The sequence below is a fragment of the Achromobacter denitrificans NBRC 15125 genome, from assembly GCF_001571365.1.
Classification (GTDB): domain Bacteria; phylum Pseudomonadota; class Gammaproteobacteria; order Burkholderiales; family Burkholderiaceae_B; genus Achromobacter; species Achromobacter denitrificans.
In genome coordinates this window covers 33,489-52,069 of record NZ_BCTQ01000012.1, presented here as the reverse complement: position 1 = coordinate 52,069, position 18,581 = coordinate 33,489, and the positions used below count along the sequence as shown (strand labels likewise).

Below are 18,581 nucleotides of genomic sequence, written 5' to 3'. Positions count from 1 at the left end.
TATTCGAGTCAAACAAAAATCCCCCTGCACGATGTAAATAAATGAATACGAGTTTGCTGCGGATGACAGCAAGATTCATGGACTTGCGGCCCCGGCGCGGTAGCGGAATTTCCCCTGCGCGGCCCTAGGTGGAAGCCCCTACAAGAAACACATGTTTTTTAATTGAACAGAGATTTATCATGTGTTTTTTTCAGAATCGCCGCCCGATATGTCCCTCCCGTCGGACCTGCTCCTCGCCCTCCAGGAAAAGCTGGAACACTTGCCCCCGGAACTGCAGCGGGCGGCGCGCTGGGTCGCGGCGCATCCGGCCGAGGTCGGCCTGTGGTCGATGCGGCGCCAGGCCCAGGCGCTGGGCGTCGCGCCCGCCACGATGCTGCGGCTGGCGCGGGCCGTGGGGTTCTCCAGCTACGAGGATTTCCGCCTGCCCTTCCAGCAGGCGCTGGCCGGACAGGGCAAGCCGGGGCTGCGCGACCGCGCGGCCGCCTTGCAGGCCGCCGCGGGCGAGCCCGCCGCGCCCGGGCACGACGTACTGACCGAATATCAGGTGCAGGCCGTGGGCTCCGTGTGCGCCCTGAACCCGCCCTCCGCCTTCGACGCGGCGGTGCAGACCCTGCTGGAAGCCCGCCAGGTGGGCTTTCTGGGAACGCGTTCCGCCTTCGGCATCGCCTTCCAGATGCGCTATGCCTACCAGCTGGTGCGCCGCAACAGCGTGCTGATCGACGGCCTGGGCGGCGCCCCCGCCGAACAGGCCGACAACCTGGGCGCCAGCGACGCGCTGATCGTGATTTCGCAGGCGCCCTATCCCACCGCCACCGTCCAGCTGGCGCGCCAGGCGGCCCAGCGCGGCGTCGCGCTCATCGCGCTGACCGACGACCCGCTCTCGCCACTGGCCGTGGATGCCCGCCACACGCTGCGCTTCGCCCCGCCCGATCGCGACGGGGTGCAGGCCCGCCCCGCCCGCCACGGGCCCGGTTCGTTCTTCCATACCACCGCCGGCCTGCTGGGCCTGGCCGAACACCTGATCGCGCGCCTGACGGCGCGCGGCGGAGACGAGGTGCTGAACCGCCTGACCGAGGTGGAGCAGCGCCTGCTCACCGACAACATTTACTGGAACGGCGGCCAGCCCCGCCGGCCGGCCTGACGCCCGGATTCGTCTTCAACTCCTGATCAGTGGAATCGCCTCATGAGCCAAACCCACGTCCTGCATCGATCCCTACGCCAGACGCCCCCTGTCGCCGTGCGCGGCCAGGGCGCCTGGGTCTATGACAGCGCCGGCCGCGCATATCTCGACGGCTCGGGCGGCGCCGCCGTTTCCTGCCTGGGCCACAACCATCCCGACATCCAGGCCGCCATGCATGCGCAGATCGACGCGCTGGCCTATGCGCACACCAGCTTCTTCACCACGGAAGTGGCCGAGCAGCTGGCCGACCGCCTGGTCGCCGACGCCCCGGCCGGCATCTCGCACGCGTACTTCGTGTCGGGCGGCTCGGAGGCCGTGGAGGCGGCGCTGAAAATGGCTCGCCAGTACTTCGTCGAGATCGGCCAGCCCGAACGCCGCCACATCGTGGCGCGCCGGCAGAGCTACCACGGCAATACGCTGGGCGCGCTGGCGGTGGGCGGCAACGCCTGGCGGCGCGCGCAATTCGCGCCGCTGCTGATCGAGGTCGAGCACGTTTCGCCCTGCTATGCGTACCGCGACCAGCGTGAAGGCGAAAGCGCCGAACAGTACGGCGAGCGCCTGGCCCTCGAACTGGAGCAGACCTTCGAACGGCTGGGCCCGGGCACCGTCATGGCCTTCGTGGCCGAGCCCGTGGTCGGCGCTACGGCCGGCGCGGTCACCGCCGTGCCCGGCTACTTCCGGCGCATCCGCGAGGTATGCGACCGCCATGGCGTGCTGCTGATCGCCGACGAAGTGATGTGCGGCATGGGCCGCACCGGCACGCTGTACGCGGTGGAGCAGGAAGGCGTGACGCCCGATCTGATCACCATCGCCAAGGGCCTGGGCGGCGGCTATCAGCCCATCGGCGCCGTGATGGCGCAGCAGCGCGTCGTGGGAGCCATGCAGCAAGGCAGCGGCTTCTTCCAGCACGGCCACACCTACCTGGGCCATGCGGTGGCCTGCGCGGCGTCGCTCGCCGTGCAGGACGTGATCCGGCGCGACGGCCTGCTGGCGCGCGTGCGCGAGCAAGGCGCGGGCCTGCGCGCTCGGCTCGAACACGCGCTGGGCGCCCATCCGCACGTGGGCGATATCCGCGGCCGAGGCCTGTTCATGGGCGTCGAGCTAGTGCGCGACCGCGCCAGCAAGCAGACCTTCGATCCGGCGCTGTCGCTGCATGCGCGCATCAAGCGCGAGGCCATGGCGCGCGGACTGATGGTCTATCCGATGGGCGGCACCATCGACGGCCGCCACGGCGACCACGTGCTGCTCGCGCCGCCCTTCATCGTCACGGAGGATGAACTGGACCAATTGACCGAACGCCTGGCCGGCGCCATCGACGCCGCCATCGAGCAGGCGCGCGCCTAGGCGCCGGCTGCCGGCGCGGCGGGGGGAATCCGCCGCGCCCCTGCCCGCCTCGCGCGGGCGCGTGAAGATTCGCACAGGGCGTTCCGCGGGCTCGCGGGATGCGCCAACCGCCGGCAAAGACCGGCAATCTCACGGGGAAAACCCCCAAAAGGAGTTTGCATGACCACGTCCGTCAAACACCCCTTGGGCCATCGCAATGCCTGGACGCTCGCAGCCGCGGGCCTGGCCACGGCATTGCTGTCCGCGGCGCCGGCTCCTGCCGCCGCCCAACAGAAGTTCGTCAGTATCGGCACGGGCGGCGTCACCGGCGTCTACTATGCCGCCGGCGGCGCCATCTGCCGCCTCGTCAACAAGGACCGCGCCAATCACGGCATCCGCTGTTCGGTCGAATCGACCGGCGGCTCGGTCTTCAACGCCAACACCATCAAGGCCGGCGAGCTGGACCTGGGCGTCGTGCAGTCCGACGTCGGCTTCAACGCCTACAACGGCGAAGGCCAGTTCAAGCAGGCGGGCCCCTATCCGAAGCTGCGCTCCGTCTTCTCGATCCACCCCGAACCGTTCACCGTCGTGACGCGCAAGGAAGCCAACATCAAGAGCTTCGAAGACCTGAAGGGCAAGCGCTTCAACGTTGGCAACCCCGGCTCGGGCACCCGCGCCTCGATGGAAGAACTGCTGGCCACCATGGGTTGGACGATGAAGGACTTCTCGCTCGCGTCCGAACTGCGTCCGGACGAGCACGGCTCCGCGGTGTGCGATGGCAAGATCGACGGCTTCTTCTATGGCGTCGGCCACCCGTCCGCCAACATCCAGGACCCCACCACCAGTTGCGGCGCCAAGCTCGTCTCGCTGACCGGCCCCGCGGTGGACAAACTAGTCGAAAAGTACCCGTACTACGCCCACGCCACGATCCCGGCCGGGCTGTATCCGAACAACCCGGACGAGACCAAGACGTACGGCGTCACCGCCACTTTCGTGACCTCGGCCGACGTGCCCGACGCCACCGTCTACACCGTGGTCAAGGCCGTGTTCGACAACTTCGACGACTTCAAGAAGCTGCACCCGGCCTTCGCCAACCTGAAGGCCGCTGACATGGTGAAGAACGGCCTGTCGGCGCCCCTGCATCCGGGCGCCGAGAAGTACTTCAAGGAAAAGGGCCTGCTCTAAGGCCGCGGTACCGCCAGTCCGGCATGCCCGACGGACCCGCCCCGCGCGCGGTCCCGGCGGCTGCCGCCCCTTGCGCGCCGCAGCCGCGCGCAAGGACACAACGCGCGCCTTTCCGTGGCGCGCACCATGCAGGGGAAATTCATGACAAAAGAGCCGCAATCGCCGGCCCCGGACCTGGAACAGCTGGTCGCCGATGCCGACCGCGGAGGCCGCAACGTGCGCGGCGTCGCGGGCGCGACGCTGGCCGCGGGCGCGCTGATCTGGTCCCTCTTCCAGCTCTGGTACGCGTCGCCGCTGCCGTTCTCGCTGAACTGGGGCATTTTCAACGACACCGAGGCGCGCGCCCTGCACCTGGGCATCGCCATGTTCCTGGGCTACCTGGCCTATCCGGCCAGCAAGCGGTCCGCGCGCGATCGCATGCCCTGGTACGACTGGGCGCTGGCGTTGATGGCCGGCTTCTGCGGAAGCTATCTCTATGTGTTCTACAACGAACTGGCCGGCCGGCCGGGGCAGCCCACCCCCATGGACGTGGCCACCGCCGCCATCGGGCTGGCGCTGCTGCTGGAAGTGACGCGCCGCGCGCTGGGCCTGCCCATGACGGTGTTGGGCCTGGTGTTCGTCGCCTACGCGCTGGCCGGCCCCTGGCTGCCCGACGTGCTGGCCCACCGGGGCGCGTCGCTGGAACGCCTGATGTCCCACATGTGGCTCACCACCGAAGGCGTCTACGGCGTGGCGCTGGGCGTGTCGGTGTCCTACATTTTCATCTTCGTGCTGCTGGGCTCCATGCTGGACAAGTGCGGCGCCGGCAACTACATGATGCAGGTGTCGTTCGCGCTGCTGGGGCACCTGCGGGGCGGCCCGGCCAAGGTGGCCGTGGTGTCTTCCGCCGTCAACGGCCTGGTATCGGCCTCGTCGGTGGCCAACGTGGTGACCGGCGGGATCTTCACGATACCCCTGATGAAGAAGGCCGGCTACGGCGGCGTGCGCGCCGGGGCGATCGAAACCGCGTCCTCGGTCAACGGCCAGATCATGCCGCCGGTGATGGGCGCGGCCGCGTTCCTGATGATCGAATACGTCGGCATCCCCTATACCGACATCATCCGCCACGCGATCCTGCCGGCCGCGATCTCCTACATCGCCCTCTTCTACATCGTCCACCTGGAGGCCCTGAAGCTGGGGATCCAGCCCATGATGGCCTCCGGGCCCGCGCGCACGCCGCTGCAGAAGCTGGCGGGATGGGGCATGGGCATCAGCGGCACGCTGGTGGTGATGGGCGCCGTGTACTACATCGGCACCGGCATACAGGCGGTGGCGGGCGCCGCGGCCACCTGGCTGCTGCTGGCCATCCTGGCCGCGCTCTACCTGTGGCTGCTGCGCATCGCGGCCCGCCACCCCGACCTGCCGCAGGACATCGACATCAACCATCCGGTGCGGCCGCAGCCCTGGCCCACCGTGCGCGCCGGCCTGTACTTCCTGATCCCGATCGGCATCCTCGTGTGGTGCCTGAGCGTGGAAGAGCTGTCGGCGGGCCTGTCCGCGTTCTGGGCGGCGATGGCGATGCTGTTCCAGATGGTGACGCAGCGCCCGCTGATCGCCTGGTTCCGCAAGCAGCCGGCGGGGCCGGCCTGGCGCCAGGGATGGCGCGACGCCGTCGGCGGCCTGGAAGAAGGCGCCCGCAACATGATAGGCATCGCCATCGCCTGCGGCACCGCGGGGCTGATCGTCGGCGCCATCACCCTGACCGGCCTGGGCCTGCGCATGACGGCCTTCGTCGAGCTGGTGTCGATGGGCAACGTGCTGCTCATGCTGATCTTCACGGCGGTGGTGTGCCTGATCCTGGGGCTGGGCATGCCCACGACGGCCAACTACATCCTGATGGCCACGCTGATGGCGCCGGTGGTGGTGGAACTGGGCGCGCAGAACGGGCTGGTCATCCCCCTGATCGCCGTGCATATGTTCGTGTTCTATTACGGCATCATGGCCGACATCACGCCGCCGGTCGGCCTGGCCACGTTCGCGGCCGCCGCGATCTCGGGCGAGGATCCGATCAAGACCGGCATCCAGGGCGTCACCTACGCGGCGCGCACGGCCATCCTGCCGTTCATGTTCGTGTTCAACCCCATGCTGCTGCTGATCGACGTCAGCTACGGCTGGGAACTGGCGCTGGTGGTAGCGGGCGCCACCCTGGCTTCGCTGACCTTCGCCGCGGCCACCATGCGCTGGTTCCGCACGCGCTGCACGCTGCTCGAAGTCGGAGTCCTGCTGCTGGTGACCTTCATGCTGTTCCGCCCGGACTGGTTCATGGACCATTTCGCGCCGCGCCACGAAAGCCGTCCGGCCGCCGACATGCAGGCCATCGCGGCCGCGCTGCCGGACAACGGCCGCCTGACCGTGGTGCTGCGCGGCATCAACCTGGAAGGCGACGAACTGACCAAGACCGTTGCCGTCGCCCTGCCCGAACTGGCCTCCGGCGCCGACGCGCCGGACGCGGGCCGCAAGCGCATGGCCGAAGCGGGGCTGACGCTGATGAGCCTGGGCGACCAGACGCAGATCGGCGGCCTGCGCTTCGGCAGCCGCGCGCAGCGCGCCGGCTGGGAACAGGGCTGGGACGTGGTGGAAGTGAAAATGCCGAACCCGCATCGTTGGTCCGACTTCTGGGTCTACCTGCCCGCGCTGCTGTTGCTGGCGGGCATCTGGGTGCGCCAGGGCCGGCGCGACGGCGGCGCGCCGGCCGGCCGGCTGCGCGCGAATCCTGCCTGATCCGGCCGATCAGTCCGGTTGCGCGCGCCGCCAGGCCGGCCATGCGCCGAGGGTGAGCGCGCGCAGGAACCACTCCACCGGCCCATAGGCGTGCCGCCGCAGCCACCAGGCGGACAGCGGCAGCTGGGCCGCGAAAATGGCCACCGCGATGACGAAGCACGCCAGGGGCGACACCGTGGCGAACAGCCGCAGGCCCCAGGCGGTGAAGAGAAAGGCGCAGACCACGGACTGCATCAGGTAGTTGGTCAGCGCCATGCGGCCCGCCGGCGCGAGCCAGGCGCCGAGCCGCGCGCCCGGCCGGGTGCGCAGCGCCAGGAGGAAGGCCGCCGCGTACGACATGCTGAGCAGCGGCGCGGTCAGCAGATCGGCCGCCAACCCCGGCAACTCCCAGGCCGAGCCGGCCGAAGGCAGCCCGGTAGTGGCATAGACCGCCGAGCCGGCCAAGCCCGGCAGCAGCCCCAGCGCGCACAGCAGGCCCAGCGCGCGCGGCTGGCGCCAGGGATCGGCAAGCGCCTGGCGGCGGCCCAGCGCCAGGCCGGCCAGGAACATGGCGAAGACGAACGGCCCCTGCACCAACAGCACCGTGAACCAGACGGCCTCGGTCAGCTCCTTGACGTGCTGGGCGATGGTGGTGCCGATGGTGCCGCGGTAGGCCTCGATGGCCGATAGCGCGTCCGCATGGTACTGGGCCGCGTAATCGGCCGGCAGCGGATCCAGGAACGCCAGCCCGCCCAGCACGGCCCACAGCGTGGCGGCCAGCACGATGAGCCACAGCGAGACGCGCAGCGCGCGCCGCGGATCCATGCGCCGGCACAGCAGCAGCCCCAGGCCCAGCAACGCGTAGGTGACCAGGATGTCGCCCTGGTAGAACAGCACCGCGTGCGCGCCTCCCAGCACCGCCAGCCCCGCCAGCCGGCGCAGGAAACGCGGCGTGAACGCGGCGCCGCCGCGTTCGGCCGCCGCCATCTGCAAGGTGAAGCTGTAGCCGAACAGGAACGAGAACAGCAGGTAGAACTTGGTCTCGAACAGCCAGGCGATCAGCCAGCCCACGGCCAGGTCCACGGGCCGCGAATACACCGGGTCGGGGACGCCGGCGCCGTAGAACGGCGATGCGAACACCCCGATGTTGACCACCAGGATGCCGAACAGCGCGAAGCCGCGCAGCGCGTCCACCTGGGCCAGGCGCCCGGGATCTCCCATCGCGCCGGCCTCCGGCTGGACGCGCATCGCGGGGCTAGCCCAGCACCGGCGACAGCACCGGCTGCTTGGGCCGGACGTCCAGCGCGCGTCCCTTGCGGGCCCGCTTGCCGACGTAGGGCGCCAGCGCAGCGCCGGCCAGGATGTCCTCGGTGTGCTTGTTGCGGTAGATGCCCGCGGCGCGCAGGCCGCCCGCGCCGATCGGCACGGTCTGGTCCAGCTTGTCCGAGGGGTCCAGGCCCATCAGGATGGTGCCGCGTCCGCCGCCCGACAGGGTCTTGACCTCATCCAGCCCGAAGACCAGGAACTTGCCCTTGTGCGACAACAGCGCGAGCTGGGTGGCGCCCGCGAACAGCGGCACCGGCCGCAGCAGTTCGTCGCCCTCTTCCAGCGTGATGAACTGCTTGCCGGCGCGCTGGCGGCTGACCATGTCGGAAAGCTTGGCGGCGAAGCCGTAGCCGCCGCGCGTGGCCAGCAGCCAGCGGCTGTCGGCGGCCGCCGCGATCGTGTGGACGATGCGCGTGCCCGGCCCCAGGTCGATCATGGTGGTGACCGGCTGGCCGTCGCCGCGCGCCGAGGGCAGCCCGGAAACCGGCACGGAATAGACGCGCCCGTTGTCGCCCACGGCGATCAGCGTATCGGTGGTGCGGCACTCGAACGCGCCGTACAGGTCGTCGCCCTGCTTGAAGCCGAATTGCGCGGCATCGTGGCCATGGCCCTGGCGGGCGCGCAGCCAGCCCTTCTGCGACACGACCACGGTGACCGGCTCGTCCAGCACCTTGGTTTCGAGCACGGCGCGCTCGGCCGTCTCGATCAGCGTGCGGCGGTCGTCGCCGTATTGCTTGGCGTCGGCCTCGATCTCCTTGATCAGCAGACGCTTGAGCGCGGACGGGTTGTCCAGCAGTTCCTGCAGGCCGAGCTGTTCCTTGCGCTTGTCGGCCAGCTCCTGCTCGATCTTGAATCCTTCCAGGCGGGCCAGCTGGCGCAGCCGCATTTCGAGGATGTCCTCGGCCTGCCGCTCGGACAGGTTGAAGCGCTCCATCAGCGCGGCGCGCGGCTCGTCCGATTCGCGGATCGTCTGGATCACTTCGTCCACGTTCAGGTAGACGACCATCCGGCCTTCCAGCACGTGGATGCGGTCGATGACCTTGTCCAGGCGGAAGCGGGTGCGGCGCACCACGGTGTTGGTGCGGAAGGCCAGCCACTCGACCAGGATCTCGCGCAGGCCCTTCTGGCGCGGCCGGCCGTCTGTGCCGATGCACACCAGGTTGACCGACGCGCTGCTTTCCATGCTGGTCTGCGCCAGCAGCGTGTTGACGAATTCGTCGCGGTCCACGCGCGAGGTCTTGGGTTCGAAAACCAGGCGCACGGCGGCGTCCTTGCCCGATTCGTCGCGCACCGCGTCCAGCAGGTTCAGCATGACCGCCTTGGCCTGCGTCTGCTCGGGCGTCAGGCTCTTCTTGCCGGTCTTGACCTTGGGATTGGTGATTTCCTCGATTTCTTCCAGCACCTTCTGGCCCGAGGTGCCCGGCGGCAATTCGGTAACCACCAGCTGCCACTGGCCGCGCGCCATTTCCTCGAACTGCCAGCGCGCCCGCACCTTGAGCGAGCCCCGGCCCCCCGCGTAGATCTGGGCGATGTCCTCGGGCGGGGTGATGATCTGCCCGCCGCCGGCGAAGTCCGGGCCCGGAACCAGGGCGTGCAGCTCGCTATCCGGCAGTTGCGGATGGCGGATGAGCGCCACGCAGGCCTGGGCCACTTCGCGCAGGTTGTGCGGAGGAATCTCGGTGGCCATGCCGACCGCGATGCCCGAGGCGCCGTTGAGCAGCATCACCGGCAGCCTCGCCGGCAGCATCTGCGGCTCCTGCTGGCTGCCGTCGTAGTTGGGCACGAAATCCACGGTGCCCTCGTCCAGCTCGTCGAGCAGCAGCTTGGCGATGGGGGTCAGGCGGGCTTCCGTGTATCGCATCGCGGCGGCGTTGTCGCCGTCGCGCGAACCGAAGTTGCCCTGGCCGTCGATCAGCGGATAGCGCAGCGAGAAATCCTGCGCCATGCGCACCATGGCGTCATAGGCGGCCTGGTCGCCGTGCGGGTGGTATTTGCCCAGCACGTCGCCCACGACGCGCGCGGACTTCACGGGCTTGGCGCCGGCGGACAGGCCCATCGCCTGCATCGCGAACAGGATGCGGCGCTGCACGGGCTTCTGCCCGTCGCCGACGTCCGGCAGGGCGCGGCCCCGCACCACGGAAACGGCATAGTCCAGATAGGCCTGCTCGGCGTAGCGCGCCAGGGTAATGGCGGCATCGCCCTCGCCGTCCGGCGGGGTGGCATCGAACAAACCGGGTTGATTGCTGTCGGTCATGATGGTTTCAGGTAGACAATTTCGTCGAAGCGGCGGGCGCGGACGGCATCAGCTGCGTGTCGGCGACATGCGCGCGCAGTTGCCCGCGCACGGCGTCCAGCGTGGCGGCGTCCTGTCCGCGCTTGGGGATGATCACACCCTGCAGGGTGCCGAGAATGACGTAGAGATGGTCCGGGGTTTCCTCGACCCGGCGCACGTCGGCCCAGTCCATGCGCCCCGAAGCGGAGGCGGTGGAATCCGAGATGCCTTCCCGGCCGAAGTCCAGCTGGTGCCGCCCGAGGAATAGATCGTCGGGCTGCCTGGCCAGCATGCGGCGCGTGTTCTTCTTCACGAGCGTCGGCAGCACGTACTCGTAGGCCAGCGCCAGCACCCCGAGGATGCCCAGCCCCACCGCCAGCCCCTGGAAATACACCGGCAGCAGATGGCCCCAATTCGGGCCCTGGCCGTCCCAGGTCTGCCAGACCAGGTAGGCCAGCAGGGCCACGATCATGAAGATCGCGAAACGCAGATGCGAGCGGTAGCGGCGGCGGCGCAGTTCCGGGCGCTTGTACACGTAGGCGGCGAAGTCGGCGTAGTCGTCGGCGGTCAGGTCGACGTCCATGCGGGCCTGCCCGGACTCGGAGCCGGCCATCAGATGTCCAGCTCCGCCAGGTTGCCCTTCTCTTCGATCCAGGCGCGGCGTTGCGAGGATTCGCCCTTGCCCATCAGCATGTCGAACATGCGGGTGGTGTCGGCGGGCGTCTGGTCGCCGTAGCCCACGGGCAGCAGCCGGCGCGTATCCGGGTTCATGGTGGTTTCCCACAGCTGCTCGGGGTTCATTTCGCCCAGGCCCTTGAAGCGGCTGACCGCCCAGGCGCCTTCACGCACGCCTTCCTTGCGCAGCTTGTCCTGCGCGGCCTCCAGCTCGCCATCGTCCAGGCAGTAGATCTTGCGGGCCGGCCGCTTGCCCTGCGCCGGCACGTCCAGCCGGAACAGCGGCGGCTTGGCGACGTAGACGTGCCCGGCTTCCACCAGCTTGGGGAAATGCTTGTAGAACAGCGTCAGCAGCAGCACCTGGATGTGCGAGCCGTCGACGTCCGCGTCGGAGAGGATGCAGATGCGGCCGTAGCGCAGGCCGGACAGGTCCGGCGTATCGCCGGGGCCGTGCGGGTCCACGCCGATGGCGACGGAGATGTCGTGGATTTCGTTGTTGGCGAACAGGCGGTCGCGGTCGACCTCCCAGGAATTGAGCACCTTGCCGCGCAGCGGCAGGATGGCCTGGAATTCCTTGTCGCGGCCCATCTTGGCGGACCCGCCGGCCGAGTCGCCCTCGACCAGGAACACCTCGGTGCGCGAGGCGTCGCTGGATTCGCAGTCCGTCAACTTGCCCGGCAGCACGGCCACGCCCGAGCTCTTGCGCTTCTCGACCTTCTGCGCGGAGCGCTGGCGCGCCTGGGCCTGGCGGATGGCCAGTTCGGCCAGCTTCTTGCCGTATTCGACGTTGCTGTGCAGCCACAGGTCGAGCGCGCTCTTGGAAAAGCCGCCCACCAGGCGCACCGCGTCGCGGCTGTTCAGGCGTTCCTTGATCTGGCCCTGGAATTGCGGGTCCAGCACCTTGGCCGACAGCACGAAGCTGGCGCGCGCGAACACGTCCTCGGGCAGCAGCTTCACGCCCTTGGGCAGCAGGCTGTGCAGTTCGGCGAAGCCCTTGACCGCGCCGAACAGGCCCTCGCGCAGGCCGGACTCGTGCGTGCCGCCGGCGGGCGTGGGGATCAGGTTGACGTAGGACTCGCGCACGGCGTTGCCGTCTTCCGTCCAGGCCACCACCCACTGGGCGCCCTCGCCTTCGGCGAAGTTCTCGTGGTCGGCGCCGGCGTACTGCTGGCCTTCGAAGAACGGCACCATCAGTTCCGCCCCCGACAGCGCCTCGGACAGGTAGCCGCGCAGACCGTCCTGGTACTGCCAGCTGCGGGTGTCGCCGGTTTTCTCGTTGATGAGCGAAACCTTGACCCCGGGCAGCAGCACGGCCTTGCTGCGCAGCAGGTGCGTCAGCTCGCCCAGCGGAATGTTGGGGCTGTCGAAATACTTGGCGTCCGGCCAGACGCGCACGCGGGTGCCGGACTTCTTGCGGCCGCCCGGATCGTAAGGCGCCAGGGGCTCGGCCACGTCGCCGCCCTTGAAGACCAGCCGGTTGACCGCGCCGTCGCGCCACACCACCACTTCCAGCCGCGTGGCCAGGGCGTTGGTGACGGAGACGCCGACGCCGTGCAGGCCGCCGGAGAACGCATAGGCGCCGCCGCCGGCCTTGTCGAACTTGCCGCCCGCGTGCAGGCGGGTGAACACCAGCTCCACGACGGGCGCGTGCTCTTCGGGATGCAGGCCTACCGGAATGCCGCGGCCGTCGTCTTCGACGGAAACGCTGCCGTCCGCGTGCAGCGTGACCTGGATCTGCTTGCCGTAGCCGGCCAATGCCTCGTCTGCGGCGTTATCAATGACCTCCTGCACGACGTGCAGGGGGTTTTCGGTTCGGGTGTACATGCCCGGGCGCTGGCGCACGGGCTCCAGTCCCTTCAGGACGCGAATGGACGCCTCGGTGTAACGTGGAGTGGCCAAGTTATCCCCAACATCTGTGGAAAAAAACCGACATTTTACGGATAAGCCCAGGTTCTGCGCGGCTCCCGGTGGGATGCGCACGACCTGACCACCTCCGAATTCGGTAGGATGATGACAGTCACAGCCGGCGCATCGGGGCCGCATGGCCCGGATCGCAACAACTGCGCCGCAACATGCTACACAAATCCGGCAAAACCTGTTGTTATTAACAGTGGTATGCCTGTTGTTATTGACAGTGGTATGCTTTAGTCCATTCCACAAACAAGAACAACGGCAAGGCGCGTCCCTTTTTTCGCGCCCTTTGCTGCCGAACCGAGAATCACCATCATGAGCGACCAAATCAAGAACGTCAGTGACGCAAGCTTCGATGCCGATGTGTTGAAGTCCGGCCAGCCGGTGCTGGTGGACTACTGGGCTGCCTGGTGCGGCCCCTGCAAGATGATCGCCCCGATCCTGGAAGAGGTCGCCAACGAATACGCCGGCCGCCTGACGATCGCCAAGCTGAACGTGGACGAAAACCAGGGCACCGCCGCCAAGTACGGCATCCGTGGCATTCCCACCCTTATGCTCTTTAAAGACGGCCAAGCCGCCGCCACCAAAGTTGGCGCGCTGTCGAAGTCGCAACTCACCGCATTCCTGGACGGCGCGTTGTAAACTGCGTGCTGTGAACGAAGGCGCCGCCCTGGTGGCGGCGCTCATTCCATACCGCGCGAGCCCGTCCGTGGCGCGCCGCCAGAACCCTCCTTTACTTTTCCCCCACCACTCACCGCGATGCACCTCAACGAACTGAAGGCGCTGCACGTCTCGCAGCTGCTGGAAATGGCCGCCGGCCTGGAAATCGAGAACGCCAACCGCCTGCGCAAGCAGGAACTGATGTTCGCCATCATGAAACGGCGCGCCAAGCAGGGCGAGCAGATTTTCGGCGACGGCGTGCTTGAAGTCCTGCCCGACGGCTTCGGCTTCCTGCGCTCGCCCGAGACCTCGTACCTGGCCAGCACGGACGATATCTACATCTCGCCGTCGCAGATCCGCCGCTTCAACCTGCATACCGGCGACTCGATCGAAGGCGAAGTGCGCACGCCCAAGGACGGCGAGCGCTATTTCGCCCTGGTGAAGGTGGACAAGGTCAACGGCGTGGCGCCCGAAGCGATCAAGCATCGCATCATGTTCGAAAACCTGACGCCGCTGCATCCGAACCGCGTGATCCGCCTGGAACGCGACATCAAGAGCGAGGAAAACCTCACCGGCCGGATTCTCGACGTCTTCGCCCCCATCGGCATGGGGCAGCGCGGCCTGATCGTCGCCAGCCCCAAGTCCGGCAAGACGGTGATGATGCAGCACATCGCGCATGCCATCACCACCAACTACCCCGACGCGGTCATGATCGTCCTGCTGGTCGACGAACGCCCCGAGGAAGTGACCGAAATGCAGCGCACCGTGCGCGGCGAAGTGGTGGCCTCGACCTTCGACGAACCCGCCACCCGCCACGTGCAGGTCGCGGAAATGGTCATCGAGAAGGCCAAGCGCCTGGTCGAAATGAAGAAGGACGTCGTGATCCTGCTGGACTCGATCACCCGTCTGGCCCGCGCCTACAACACCGTGGTGCCGGCCTCCGGCAAGGTGCTTACCGGCGGCGTGGACGCCAACGCCCTGCAGCGCCCCAAGCGCTTCTTCGGCGCCGCCCGCAACCTGGAGGAAGGCGGTTCGCTGACCATCCTGGGCACGGCGCTGATCGAAACCGGCAGCCGCATGGACGAAGTCATCTATGAAGAGTTCAAGGGCACCGGCAACTCCGAAGTCCACCTCGAACGCCGCCTGGCTGAAAAGCGCGTCTACCCCTCGATCAACCTGAACAAGTCCGGCACCCGCCGCGAAGAGCTGCTGATCGCTCCGGACCTGCTGCAGAAGGTCTGGGTGCTCCGCAAGTTCATCCACGACATGGACGAAGTCCAGTCGATGGAGTTCATCCTGGACAAGATGCGCGCCACCAAGACCAATGCCGAATTCTTCGACATGATGAAAAAGAAGTAGTCCCCCCCCCGAAGCGCTGCGCGCTTCCCCCCCCGGGGGGGCGCCGCTGCGGACCGGCGGAGCCGGATCCGCGCGGCCTGGCTCTTGGGGCGGCCGTTTTTATTGCCGCGATCGGCACTAAACCGACGGCTCAATTACCCAGAAAGTCCTCCAGCCGGCCCGGCGTCTCGGGACGCTTGGTCTGCTTGTCCGCCACGGACTTGCCCGCGGCGTCGATCGGCTCGATCTTGGGATCGTCCCAACTGCCCGTCACGGCGTATTCCATGGTCATGGCGCGCGCCAGCGGCTGCTTCAGCAGCCACTGCGTCACGAATGCGCCCAGGCCGATGAGCGGGTTGACGGCCAGCGCCGTCACCATGGCCGCGCCGCTGGCGTCCAGGTTGGGAATCACCACCGCCTTCAGGTCCCAGCGTTCGCGGATGATGTTGACGCCCCCCGCCAGCACGATGGCGGCCACGGGCCCATTGATCTTGTAGCCTTCGGTGGACGCCACGCCGCCCGCCACGTTCACGCGGCCGCGGATGGTATCGAAGGGGAATCCGTCTCGCAGCAGGTTGCTCGGGTTCACGTCCAGCCGCGCCAGCCGCTGCAGCGATTGCAGGGACAGCAGTTCCAGCAGCCGCGCGGTGCGGGAGTTCACGTGCATGAAGCGGCCCTTGTCCAGGCTGACGTCGACTTCGCCCGTCAGGTCTTCGATCTTGTGCGTCCAGGGGAGGTTGCGCCAGGTGGCCTTGCCCGTCATCGAGCCCTGCCCGCCGGAAACCACCTTCTCGAAGCCGATGCGGTCCATGAACTTGCCCACGTCCTCGTACTTCACCGACGCGTCCACCGTGAGCCCCCGGTCCGCGCCTTCCAGCCGCCAGTTGCCGGTGGCGTTCAGGGAGGCCGCCTCGTTGGCGATGGAAAGCTTGTCCAGCCGCCATTGGCGGCCGCGCTCCAGGTTGGTGCCCACCACCTGCAATTCGCCCAGGTTCTTGCCGTACAGCCGGAATTCCTTGGCCTGCAGGTCTATCGCGGGGATGTCCGACAGATCGTTGCCGGACGAGAGGGCCTCGTCCGCCTGGTTGGTGTCGCCCTCGCCGCCCAGGGACAGGTGTTTCAGGCGCGCCGTGATCCGCCCGGCGATGGCCCCCGAGGCCTCGCGCCATTCCAGCGAGCCCGCGGCCTGGCGGGACTGCAGGTCCACGCGCCACTGCGCCGGCCCGGGCCGCGTGGCGTAGAGGGTCAGGTCGTTCAGGGTATAGCCGCCGGTGCGCAGCACCTCGGCCGCCAGGCTGATGCGCTCGGGTTCGGGCAGCATGGGCCGCGCGGCCGTCTTGCCCTTCGCCCCGCCCTTGCCGGCGGCCGGACTGAAGCCGTCGGACACTTTTTCCCACGCGTCCATGTCCAGTTCCGGCAGGCTGGCGTTCAGGCTCAGGCCCCGCTCCGGCAGGCTGGCCGGGCGGCCGATGCCCAGCGCGCCGCGCGTGAAATAGGACGGCAGGCCCTCGGACGGCGCGCGCTCGAACAGCGCGTTGATTCCGTCCCCCAGGCTGGCGGTGAGCCAGCGCCGGTTCTGCGCGCCCCGATCCTGGGCGGGCGACCATTGCACTTTCAGCAGTTGCGACGACTGGGCCGGCTTGCCCACCGGGGCGGGCATGTCGATCGCCATCCCCACCAGGTCGGATTCGACTGAGATATCCACCGCCCCACCCCGCTGGTAGCCCACCTTGCCCTTGTAGGCCGCCTTGCCCGAAAAGCGCGACATCGACGGCGTATTGCTCAGCTGAGTCAGGGACGAGCCGGCCAGCGTGCCGTCGAAACGCAGCGCGTCCGACCCCTGGGTCAGCCGGCCGAAGATCCGGGCGGGGCCGCCCAGGAACTGGGCCCGGATTTCCTTGGTCTCGACGCCCTTCTCCGAAAATTCCAGGTCCCCGTGCATCTGGCTGAGCAGGGGCATTTCCGGCATGAACGTGAAACTGTTGTCCGCGAACTGGATGCGCCCCTGGACCTGCGTGTCGTCGGTGTTCAGCAACGGCACCTTCAGCTTCAGCCCCACCCGCCAGTCGCCCGTCCCGCGGGCTTCTTCCAGCGCGCCGTCCAGCAGTTCGCCCAACGGCGAATTCGCCGCGAGCGCCAGGTAGGCCGGCACCGACCCCGAGGTGTCGCCGGTCAGCAGCAACTCGGAGTTCTCCTCCATGTTGGGAATGGTGGCGGAAACCGCGCCCAGCGTCACGGTCTGGCCCGATCCCACATGGGCCACCGCGCCGCCGGCGCTGTCCAGCGCCAGGCTGACCTTGTCGATGCGGAAGTTGCCGGACAGGTTCTCCAGCATCGGCCAGCCCTTGCGATGCGCGCGCGCCGGCGCGTAGTCGACCTTGGCGCCGGCAAAGGCGCCCGCGATGACGAATTCGCCCTGGGAGGCGGGGTTGGCGTAGGGGAAATCGTCCAGGTCGCCCTTGAGCGTGATGGCGGCGGATTGCATTTCGCCGGCGGGCAGGCCGGTCGCCAGCCATTCGCGCGCGTCGGCGTTGACCTCCAGCGGCAGGTAGCGGTGAATGGCGGGCATGGCGCCGCGCACCATCGTGCCGCGCATGTCGACGCTGCCCGCGGCCGTCTTGCCTTCGCGCCGCCACTGGCCCTGGAGGCGCGCGTCGATGTCGTCGTTGGTCAGTTGCAGCTGGGCGACGTCCACGAACCAGTGCTCCGCGTCCGGCCCCTTGATGCTGGCGTCCAGCGCGATATTGCGCGCCTTGAGCGTGGGGTCCGCGAACACGCCCGGCAGCGTCACGGCCAGCCGTTCGGCCTTTGCGCTGACCGACACGTCGGCGGCGCCCGGACTGCGCGCCAGCGGCACGCCGTCGAGCTGCACGAAATCGCCGGGCAGGCCGTGGATGCGGGCTTGCGCGTAGCCGGCCTGGAAACCGGGGCCGTCCGCTGCGGCGCTCCAGCGCGCGCCCCGGACCGCGGCGTCCGCGGTCAGCTCGGTGAATTTGCCGCGTTCCAGTTGCAGCCAGGCGCGCGTGCTGATGCGGCCCGCCACCGGGGGGAGATCGAACCACGGCGCCCAGGCCTGCGGTTCCGCATCGTCCACCTGGGCATACAGCTGGCCGCTCCAGCTGCCGGGATTCGCGGCATTGACGGCGAATAGACTGCGGTTGAATTCGCCGCGCAGTTCGACATTGCGCGCCAGCGCGTCGCCGGCGGCCGCCCGGACCACGAAACGGTGCGACAGCGCGCCATTGCGCGCCAGGAAGTCGACGCCGGAAAGCGTCAATTCGGGCGCCTGGCGCAATTCATCCTGCCAGCGGATGGTGGCGTCGCCGATCCGCAGCTCCCGCTGCGCGGCAAGCCAGCGCAGGGCGGGATGGTCCAGGTCCGATTCGCGGTCGCTGGCGTTCAGATCGATGTCCTGCCCCGCTACCCACAGGTGATTGGACGCGTCGCGCCGCAACGTGATTTCGGGCCGCTCGACCTGCAGGCTCACCAGCGTCGGCGCCAGCGCCAGGATGCTGCGCCAGCCCAGCACCGCGGACACGGACGGTAAAGTCAGCACCGGCGCCACTTCGTCGTCGTAGACCTGGACCGAGGACAGGTCCAGCCGGGGATTCAAGCCTCGCCAGTTCGCCTGGATGGCGCCGATCTCGACCCGCGAGCCCAGGGCGCGGCCGGCGTAGGCTTCTATCTCGGGCCGCCATTGGTCTATTCTGGGAAGCACCCAGTACCGCACGCCCAGCACGCCGACGGCCACGACGACATAAATGGCCAGCACGGCCCAGAATAGCCAACAGCACGCTTTTCTCGCTGCCGGGCCGCCCCAGGACGAGCGGCCCCCATTGGGGGCGGCGGGCCCGGATTGCGGGCCCGGTGTGGGGGCCTTGTTTGAAACTGACACGGATCGGTGGGCAGGAGAATTGTCTTGCGGTATCGTCCCCACTTATACCTGAAACGCGCCCATTCCGCCGCCCCTTT

At 68.4% G+C, this 18,581-nt stretch carries 11 protein-coding genes; 6 read left to right on the top strand and 5 right to left on the bottom strand.

All coding sequences use genetic code 11. The features are described from left to right. The first annotated feature begins 208 nt into the window (after positions 1–208). From ADE01S_RS12240 to ADE01S_RS12225, 4 genes are all read left to right on the top strand, one after another. Complete coding sequence (locus tag ADE01S_RS12240; protein ID WP_062681971.1) at positions 209–1,141, top strand: MurR/RpiR family transcriptional regulator; 933 nt, start codon at positions 209–211, stop codon at positions 1,139–1,141. A 42-nt stretch (positions 1,142–1,183) separates the two neighbouring features. Further along, positions 1,184–2,524, top strand: a complete 1,341-nt coding sequence (locus ADE01S_RS12235; protein WP_062681970.1) for an aspartate aminotransferase family protein — start codon at positions 1,184–1,186, stop codon at positions 2,522–2,524. A gap of 159 nt (positions 2,525–2,683) precedes the next feature. Then, entirely contained in the window at positions 2,684–3,688 is a 1,005-nt protein-coding gene (locus tag ADE01S_RS12230) for a TAXI family TRAP transporter solute-binding subunit (RefSeq protein WP_062681969.1), read from the top strand. A 141-nt stretch (positions 3,689–3,829) separates the two neighbouring features. Beyond that, positions 3,830–6,448, top strand: coding sequence for a TRAP transporter permease (locus ADE01S_RS12225; RefSeq protein ID WP_062682052.1), 2,619 nt, complete (start codon positions 3,830–3,832; stop codon positions 6,446–6,448). A 9-nt stretch (positions 6,449–6,457) separates the two neighbouring features. Here the strand turns inward: ADE01S_RS12225 and ADE01S_RS12220 are convergent, their stop codons facing one another. From ADE01S_RS12220 to parE, 4 genes are read right to left on the bottom strand one after another with little or no spacing between them, the layout of a single operon-like run. Continuing rightward, complete coding sequence (locus ADE01S_RS12220; RefSeq protein WP_062682053.1) at positions 6,458–7,648, bottom strand: DUF418 domain-containing protein; 1,191 nt, start codon at positions 7,646–7,648, stop codon at positions 6,458–6,460. Positions 7,649–7,682: 34 nt separating this feature from the next. Then, positions 7,683–10,007: a DNA topoisomerase IV subunit A gene (gene parC / locus ADE01S_RS12215; RefSeq protein WP_062681968.1), complete on the bottom strand. Its 2,325-nt coding sequence runs from the start codon at positions 10,005–10,007 to the stop codon at positions 7,683–7,685. Positions 10,008–10,014: 7 nt separating this feature from the next. Then, positions 10,015–10,638: a YcxB family protein gene (locus tag ADE01S_RS12210; protein ID WP_062681967.1), complete on the bottom strand. Its 624-nt coding sequence runs from the start codon at positions 10,636–10,638 to the stop codon at positions 10,015–10,017. After that, complete coding sequence (gene parE / locus ADE01S_RS12205) at positions 10,638–12,599, bottom strand: DNA topoisomerase IV subunit B (protein ID WP_062681966.1); 1,962 nt, start codon at positions 12,597–12,599, stop codon at positions 10,638–10,640. Before parE ends, ADE01S_RS12210 begins: the two co-directional genes overlap by 1 nt. Positions 12,600–12,926: 327 nt before the next feature. Here parE and trxA point away from each other — a divergent pair, with 327 nt between their 5' ends. Both trxA and rho read left to right on the top strand, forming a co-directional pair. Next, positions 12,927–13,253 carry a thioredoxin TrxA gene (gene trxA, locus ADE01S_RS12200; protein WP_062681965.1) on the top strand — a complete coding sequence of 109 codons (327 nt, stop codon included), beginning with the start codon at positions 12,927–12,929 and terminating at the stop codon, positions 13,251–13,253. A 117-nt stretch (positions 13,254–13,370) separates the two neighbouring features. Then, positions 13,371–14,630: a transcription termination factor Rho gene (rho, locus tag ADE01S_RS12195; protein ID WP_043541410.1), complete on the top strand. Its 1,260-nt coding sequence runs from the start codon at positions 13,371–13,373 to the stop codon at positions 14,628–14,630. Positions 14,631–14,760: 130 nt separating this feature from the next. On the opposite strand, the gene ADE01S_RS12190 is transcribed toward rho, so the two are convergent. Next, complete coding sequence (locus ADE01S_RS12190) at positions 14,761–18,546, bottom strand: YhdP family protein (RefSeq protein WP_437340732.1); 3,786 nt, start codon at positions 18,544–18,546, stop codon at positions 14,761–14,763. Positions 18,547–18,581 lie beyond the last annotated feature (35 nt).

What these genes read in the sequence shown, in the direction of transcription:
- ADE01S_RS12225 (WP_062682052.1), top strand. Translation starts at nt 3,830, where the DNA reads ATGACAAAAGAGCCGCAATCGCCGGCCCCGGACCTGGAACAGCTGGTC.
- ADE01S_RS12235 (WP_062681970.1), top strand. Translation starts at nt 1,184, where the DNA reads ATGAGCCAAACCCACGTCCTGCATCGATCCCTACGCCAGACGCCCCCT.
- ADE01S_RS12220 (WP_062682053.1), bottom strand. Translation starts at nt 7,648, where the DNA reads ATGGGAGATCCCGGGCGCCTGGCCCAGGTGGACGCGCTGCGCGGCTTC.
- ADE01S_RS12230 (WP_062681969.1), top strand. Translation starts at nt 2,684, where the DNA reads ATGACCACGTCCGTCAAACACCCCTTGGGCCATCGCAATGCCTGGACG.
- trxA (WP_062681965.1), top strand. Translation starts at nt 12,927, where the DNA reads ATGAGCGACCAAATCAAGAACGTCAGTGACGCAAGCTTCGATGCCGAT.
- parC (WP_062681968.1), bottom strand. Translation starts at nt 10,007, where the DNA reads ATGACCGACAGCAATCAACCCGGTTTGTTCGATGCCACCCCGCCGGAC.
- ADE01S_RS12240 (WP_062681971.1), top strand. Translation starts at nt 209, where the DNA reads ATGTCCCTCCCGTCGGACCTGCTCCTCGCCCTCCAGGAAAAGCTGGAA.
- ADE01S_RS12210 (WP_062681967.1), bottom strand. Translation starts at nt 10,638, where the DNA reads ATGGCCGGCTCCGAGTCCGGGCAGGCCCGCATGGACGTCGACCTGACC.
- rho (WP_043541410.1), top strand. Translation starts at nt 13,371, where the DNA reads ATGCACCTCAACGAACTGAAGGCGCTGCACGTCTCGCAGCTGCTGGAA.